This is a genomic window from Cupriavidus sp. UYPR2.512, from assembly GCF_000379565.1.
Lineage (GTDB): Bacteria > Pseudomonadota > Gammaproteobacteria > Burkholderiales > Burkholderiaceae > Cupriavidus.
In genome coordinates this window covers 55867-62941 of the sequence record NZ_KB903109.1, presented here as the reverse complement: position 1 = coordinate 62941, position 7075 = coordinate 55867, and the positions used below count along the sequence as shown (strand labels likewise).

At 67.9% G+C, this 7075-nt stretch carries 5 protein-coding genes; all 5 read left to right on the top strand.

Annotation, left to right across the window (positions count from 1 at the left end):
- Positions 1-232 precede the first annotated feature (232 nt).
- The 5 genes from A3A5_RS0122775 (at position 233) to glyS (ending at position 7069) form a co-directional block, all read left to right on the top strand.
- Positions 233-1120 (top strand): HlyC/CorC family transporter, encoded by an 888-nt coding sequence (locus tag A3A5_RS0122775; RefSeq protein WP_018312812.1) that lies wholly within the window; start codon positions 233-235, stop codon positions 1118-1120.
- Complete coding sequence (lnt, locus tag A3A5_RS0122770; protein WP_018312811.1) at positions 1117-2727, top strand: apolipoprotein N-acyltransferase; 1611 nt, start codon at positions 1117-1119, stop codon at positions 2725-2727. The genes A3A5_RS0122775 and lnt overlap by 4 nt, the downstream gene beginning before the upstream one ends.
- Before the next feature lie 606 nt (positions 2728-3333).
- Positions 3334-4281 carry a glycine--tRNA ligase subunit alpha gene (glyQ, locus tag A3A5_RS0122765; RefSeq protein ID WP_018312810.1) on the top strand — a complete coding sequence of 316 codons (948 nt, stop codon included), beginning with the start codon at positions 3334-3336 and terminating at the stop codon, positions 4279-4281.
- Positions 4278-4907, top strand: a complete 630-nt coding sequence (locus A3A5_RS0122760; protein ID WP_018312809.1) for a hypothetical protein — start codon at positions 4278-4280, stop codon at positions 4905-4907. The genes glyQ and A3A5_RS0122760 overlap by 4 nt, the downstream gene beginning before the upstream one ends.
- Positions 4908-4945: 38 nt before the next feature.
- Positions 4946-7069: a glycine--tRNA ligase subunit beta gene (glyS, locus tag A3A5_RS0122755; protein ID WP_018312808.1), complete on the top strand. Its 2124-nt coding sequence runs from the start codon at positions 4946-4948 to the stop codon at positions 7067-7069.
- Positions 7070-7075 lie beyond the last annotated feature (6 nt).

The window sequence follows — 7075 nt, the reverse complement described above, 5'->3', positions numbered from 1 at the left end:
TCGCGCTAAACCACGTCCGCCTCGCCAGAAACCTCATCGACATGCCGCCTATAAGGCTTGCTGATGTCCTTATCTTGGGTGGATTGGGTAACCAGCCTGCATCGTTTGTCCTCCAGAGGCATCACATCTTACCCGCGTCGCTTTGCGCACGCCAGGTCCACTTCGGGAAGTTATTTCTCACTCGTTCCTTAGTGTATCCTTCAGACGATCTCCACCACGCGCTCGCCGCGAAATGAACGACCCCTATCCCAGTTCGAAGCCCGCTTACCTGAAGCAGGCCGATCGACCCAGATCGCTTCTCGAACGCCTGTCAGACCTGATTTCCCCCGAGCCGGACACCCGCGCGGAATTGCTCGAAGTGCTCCAGGAAGCGCATGAGCGCAACCTGATCGACGCCGACTCGCTGTCGATGATCGAGGGCGTGTTCCAGGTCTCCGAACTGACCGCGAGCGACATCATGGTGCCGCGCGCGCAGATGGATATGGTCAATATCGCGGACGCCCCGGAGGCGTTCATCCCCTTTATGCAGCAGACGGCGCACTCGCGCTTCCCGGTCTACGAAGGCAGCCGTGACAACATCATCGGCATCCTGCTGGCCAAGGACCTGCTGCGCTACTACACCGACCCCGCCTTCGACCTGCGCGAGACCCTGCGCCCGGCGGTGTTCATCCCCGAGTCCAAGCGCCTGAACATCCTGCTGCGCGACTTCCGCATCAACCGCAACCATATCGCCATGGTCGTCGACGAGTACGGCGGCGTGGCCGGCCTGGTGACGATCGAGGACGTGCTGGAGCAGATCGTGGGCGACATCGAGGATGAGTTCGACCTGGACGAAGACCAGGACAATATCCTGCCAATGCCCGACGGCAGCTGGCGCGTGCACGGCCTGACCGAGATCGCCCAGTTCAACGAGGCCTTCGGCACCGCCTTCTCCGACCACGACGTCGATACCGTGGGCGGGCTGCTGTCCAACCACGTGGGCCACGTGCCCCACCGCGGCGAGGTCATCACCCTGCCGCCGATCCGCTTCGAGGTGCTGCGCGCCGACGCACGGCAGGTGCACCTGCTGCAGGTGCACCGCGAATCCAACGGCGACATCGCGGGCGCGGCCGGCGCATGAAGCGTTCCGCCCCGATCCTCAACGGCGCCGCCGCTGCCGACGCCGCCCCGACGGGCGTGCCTGGCACGCGCGCGCATTCGCGCACAGCGGCCATGGCGCGGCTGCTGCTGGCCGGCGTGCTTGGCATCGCCCATACGCAAGCCTTTGCTCCCCATGACTGGTGGTGGCTGCAGATCCTGTCGCTGGCCGGCCTGGCCGCGCTGATGGCCGACGCGCCGCGCGCGCGCCTGGCCGCCGCCACTGGCTATGCCTTCGGGCTGGGCTGGTTCCTGTCCGGCATCTGGTGGCTCTATATCAGCATGCACGTCTACGGCGAGATGCCGGCGTGGATGGCCGCGCTCGCGGTGGTGCTGTTCTCGGGCTTCCTGTCGCTCTACCCGGCGCTGGCCGGCGCGCTGTGGCATCGGCTGACGGCGCGCCTGCCCAGGGCCACGCTGCTGGCGCCGCTGGCCTTCGGCGCTGCCTGGGGTCTCGCCGAATGGCTGCGGGGCGTGGTCTTCACCGGCTTCCCGTGGCTGTCGGGCGGGTATGCCCATACCGATGGCCCACTGGCCGGCTTCGCGCCGCTGGTGGGTGTGTACGGCATCGGCGCCCTGGCAGCCGCGGTGGCGGCACTGCTGGCGGCTGCCGTACGCGGACTGGGCCGCGGCGAACGCGGCCGGGCGCTGGGCGCACTGGCACTGGCACTGGCCCTGCCCGCCGCGGGCGCCGCGCTGGCACCTCTGGCCTGGACCACGCCCGCCGGCAAGCCGCTGTCGGTGCGGCTGCTGCAAGGCAACGTCGCCCAGGACATCAAGTTCGAGCCCGCCGGCATCCAGCGCTCGATCGAGCTGTACCGGGACATGATCACGGCCGCGCCGGCCGACCTCGTGGTCACGCCGGAAACCGCGTTCCCGGTCATCCTGCAAGAGCTGCCGGTCGACGTGGCCGTGGCGGTGCGCGACTATGCACTGGCCAGCGGCACCACGGTGCTGTTCGGCGCCGCCGGCGCCGACTCCCCGGTGGACTTCACCAACAGCGTCTTCGGCCTGGGCCCCGAGACCGAACGCCTGTACCGCTACAACAAGCACCACCTGGTGCCATTCGGCGAATTCATCCCGCTGGGGTTCCGCTGGTTCGTCGACATGATGAAGATGCCGCTGGGCGACTTCCGCCGCGGCGGGCTCGACCAGGCCTCGCTGCCGGTGCGCGGCGTGCGCGTGGCGCCCAATATCTGCTACGAGGATCTGTTCGGCGAGGAAATCGCGCAGACGCTGCGCCAGCAGCCGGCGCCGGCCAATGTCCTGGCCAACCTGACCAACCTGGCATGGTTCGGCGACACCATCGCGCTGGACCAGCACCTGCAGATCTCGCGCATGCGCGCGCTGGAAACGCGCCGGCCGATGCTGCGCTCGACCAATACCGGCATGACCGCGGTGGTGCGCCCGGACGGCTCGGTGCAGCAACGCCTGCCGACCTTCACGGTCGGCACGCTGGCGGCCGAGGTGCAGGGCATGCAGGGGCTGACGCCCTATATCCGCTGGGGGAACGCGCCGGTGCTGGCGCTGTTTGCGCTGGTGCTGGGGATAGCTGCCTGGCGTGTGCGCAGGATGCGCGGCACAAGCTGAAGGCACAGGCAGAAGCAGCCACCGGACGCGGCGGGATCGCCGCCACCATCCGGTGCTTGATTGCGGTGCCGGCTGTGGCGCCGGTTGTGGCGCCTCAGGTGAGCGCCGGCCGGTTCAGCCCAGCAGCGCGGTCGCCACAGACACGGTGGCCGCGGCGATCATGACCGCGATTGCGACCAGGTAAGGTTTGCGAGAAAGAAGTGCCATGATGCCAAGTCCCCATCAATAATCAGTTACCGACAAACGGCTACTGCGGTGCCAGCCCCAGCAGCCGCCGTGCCCGCCATGCCGGCACGGACTGTCAATCGCAACGCTCTGAAACGGGTTGCTTACTCATACTGTATACAAAAACGTTATCGGCCAGCAGCGGCCAAACCTGAAATCCAGCTCAGTATTTTCCCGATGCGTTGCGTAGGGCCGACATTGGCGGGCATCCTCCATCATCGGTGTGTGCCCTAGCCGGCCCCGCCAAACGGGGCGCCTTGCCAAAAAGCCGATAGAATTCAGGGTTTGGCAAAATCCGCATGCGCCGGCTCCGGCACGCGCTGCGCGGCCTGCATGCCGCGCGCGGCGCGCCGCGCCCGGGTGCCTCTACCTAGTCTTCATATGCTGACCTTCCAACAAATGATTCTGACCCTGCAGGCCTATTGGGACCGGCAGGGCTGCGCGCTGTTGCAACCCATCGATCTGGAGGTCGGCGCCGGCACATCCCACGTACACACCTTCCTGCGCGCGCTCGGCCCCGAGCCGTGGCGCGCCGCCTACGTGCAGCCGTCGCGCCGCCCCAAGGACGGCCGCTATGGCGAGAACCCGAACCGCCTGCAGCACTACTACCAGTACCAGGTGGTGCTCAAGCCCGCGCCGGAGAACATCCTGGAGCTGTACCTGGGCTCGCTCGAGGCGCTCGGCCTGGACCTCAAGCAGAACGACATCCGCTTCGTCGAGGACGACTGGGAGAACCCCACGCTGGGCGCCTGGGGCCTGGGCTGGGAAGTCTGGCTCAACGGCATGGAAGTGACGCAGTTCACCTACTTCCAGCAGGTGGGCGGGATCGACTGCAAGCCCATCACCGGCGAGATCACCTACGGCATCGAACGCCTGGCGATGTACCTGCAGAAGGTCGAGAACGTCTTTGACCTGATCTGGACCGAGTGGGTCGAGAACGGCGAGACGCGCCGCCTGACCTATGGCGACGTGTACCACCAGAATGAAGTCGAGCAGTCGACCTACAACTTCGAGCACAGCAACACCGAGATCCTGTTCCGCCATTTCGCCGAGCACGAAGGCGAGGCCAAGCGGCTGATGGGCAACGGCGACGGCGCCGAGGAAGGCCAGGCCACCGGCACGCGCCTGGCGCTGCCCGCCTACGAGCAGGTGCTCAAGGCCGCCCACACGTTCAACCTGCTGGACGCGCGCGGCGCGATCTCGGTGACCGAGCGCGCGGCGTATATCGGCCGCATCCGCAACCTGTCGCGCCAGGTGGCACAGGCCTACTACGACTCGCGCGAGGCCCTCGGCTTCCCGATGTGCGGCAACGGCGGGGCCCGGGCATGACGCAACTTGCGCGCAGCGCGTTGTGCTGCGCCATGGCGATCGCCGCGCTGGCCGCCGCCGGCAATGCCATCGGCGCGCGCGCGCAAGCGGCACCCAGCGCGCAGGCGCTGATGCTGCCGGCCGAACTGAGCAATGTGTGCGAGGCCGATCCGCAGGCGCTGCAGCTGGCCATGGCGCGCCAATGGCGCCCGTCGCTGAACGCGCTCGACCAGTGGACGCAGCTGGTGCGATCGTTCTCGTGCGACCTGTCCGGCCAGCGCGACCTGGGGTGGCACCGCGTGCCGCTGCGCGCCTATGAAAGCGCGATCCGCTACCCGCTGACGTGGGTGGAGATGGAGACCCACAACGGGCGCACCCGCCGCACGGTCAAGACGTACTACTCGGCGGCGCAGCTGCCGCCGAAGATCGATTTCTGGGTGGGCGGGCGCATCGAGGAGATCCGCTACGACAAGCGCCTGCGCCGCATCGACGCACGCTTCCCGGCTGCAGGCAGCCGCGGCGGCAGCAACGGCGCGGCCAGCGCCGCGGCGGCCGCGCAATGCGCCTACACCACGCTGCAATTCCGGCAACAGAACGGCCTGTGGCTGCTGTCCGGAGTAGAACCTAATCTTTCGCCGCGCTGCTGATCGAGCGGCGCGCGCTTTCAACCTGTTGGATACGATTCATGTCGCAACCCATGACCGACTCGCTGCTGATCGAACTGTTCACCGAAGAGCTGCCACCCAAGGCGCTGGCGCGCCTGGGCGACGCCTTCGCGCAGGGCCTGTTCGCCGGCCTGGGCGAGCGCGACCTGCTTGAGCCGGGCGCCACCGTGACGCCGTTCGCCACCCCGCGCCGCGTGGCCGCGCTGGTGTCGGGCGTGCGCCGCAGCGCGCCGGACCGCGAGCAGCGCGAGAAGGTCCTGCCGCTGTCGGTGGCGCTGGACGCCAAGGGCGAGCCCACCGCGCCGCTGGCCAAGAAGCTGGCCGCGCTGGCCAAGTCGGTCGGCGTTGCCGAGATTGACTGGCAGTCGCTTGAGCGCGCCTCCGACGGCAAGGCCGAGGCCTTCTTCTACCGCTATACCGCACGCGGCGCCGAACTGGCTGCCGGGGTGCAGGCAGCGCTGGAAGACACCATTGCGAAGCTGCCGATCCCCAAGGTCATGAGCTACCAGCGCCCGGACGGTAGCACGGTGCATTTCGTGCGCCCGGCCCACAGCCTGATCGCACTGTTCGGCGCCGAGATCCTGCCGGTGACGCTGCTGGGGCTGCAAGCCAGCAACCTGACCCAGGGCCACCGCTTCCTGTCGCATGGCGTGATCGAGATCGCGCATGCCAATGACTATGCGCAGCAGCTGGAATCCGCCGGCCGCGTGGTGGCCAGCTACGCCGAGCGCCGCGAGCGCATGCGCACCGCGCTGCTCAAGGAAGCCGGCGCCGACCAGGTGATCATGCCCGAGTCGCTGCTCGATGAAGTCAATGCGCTGGTGGAATGGCCGGTGGTCTATGCCTGCCATTTCGAGGAAGCCTTCCTGGCGGTGCCGCAGGAATGCCTGATCCTGACCATGCAGACCAACCAGAAGTACTTCGCCCTGACCGATGCCGACGGCCACCTGCGCAACCGCTTCCTGATCGTGTCGAACCTGGCCACCGAGACGCCGCAGTCAATCATCACCGGCAACGAGCGCGTGGTGCGCCCGCGCCTGGCCGATGCCAAGTTTTTCTTCGACCAGGACCGCAAGAAGACGCTGGCGTCGCGCGTGCCGCAGCTGGCCAGCGTGGTCTACCACAACAAGATCGGCACGCAGCTGGACCGCGTGCAGCGCCTGCAGCAGATCGCCGGCCATATCGCCGACGCGCTCAACGCCGCCGGCGTGCCGACCGACAAGGCCGCCGCGATGCGCGGCGCCGAACTGGCCAAGGCCGACCTGCTGACCGATATGGTCGGCGAGTTCCCCGAGCTGCAGGGCACCATGGGCACGTACTATGCCCGCCACGACGACGAAGCCGAAGACGTGGCACTGGCCTGCTCCGAACACTACCGTCCGCGCTTTGCCGGCGATGCGCTGCCCGCCGGCGCGGTCAGCACCGCCGTGGCGCTGGCCGACAAGCTCGAGACCCTGGTCGGGATCTGGGGCATCGGCCTGCAGCCCACCGGCGAGAAGGACCCGTTCGCGCTGCGCCGCCATGCGCTGGGCATCCTGCGCATGCTGATCGAAAAGCCGCTGGCGCTGTCGCTGTCGTCGCTGCTGGCGCTGACGCAGCAGGCCTTTGCCGGCGTCGCGGCAGTCAAGCCGGCACCCGAGGCAATCGCCGACTTCCTGTACGACCGCGTGCGCAGCTACCTGAAGGACAAGGGCTACACCACCAATGAAGTCGAGGCCGTGGTCAGCCTGCGCCCGGACCTGCTGCACGACATCCTGGGCCGCATGGAGGCAGTGCGCACCTTTGCCGCGCTGCCCGAGGCCGAGGCCCTGGCCGCCGCCAACAAGCGCATCACCAACATCCTGCGCAAGAACACCGAGCCGGTCGGCGCGGTCGATCCGGCGCTGTTCCAGGAAGAGGCCGAAGGCGCGCTGCACGCCGCCATCGAGCGCGTGCGCCCGGCCGTGGAAGCAGCCTTCGCCAGCGGTGATTTCACCGCCGCGCTGCGCGACCTGGCCCAGCTGCGCGATGCCGTCGACCGCTTCTTCAATGATGTGATGGTGATGGCCGAGGACGCGCAGCAGCGCGCCAACCGGCTGGCGCTGCTGGCTTCGCTGCATGCGATGGCCAACCGCGTGGCCGACATCTCCAAGCTGGCCGCCTGATCTCAG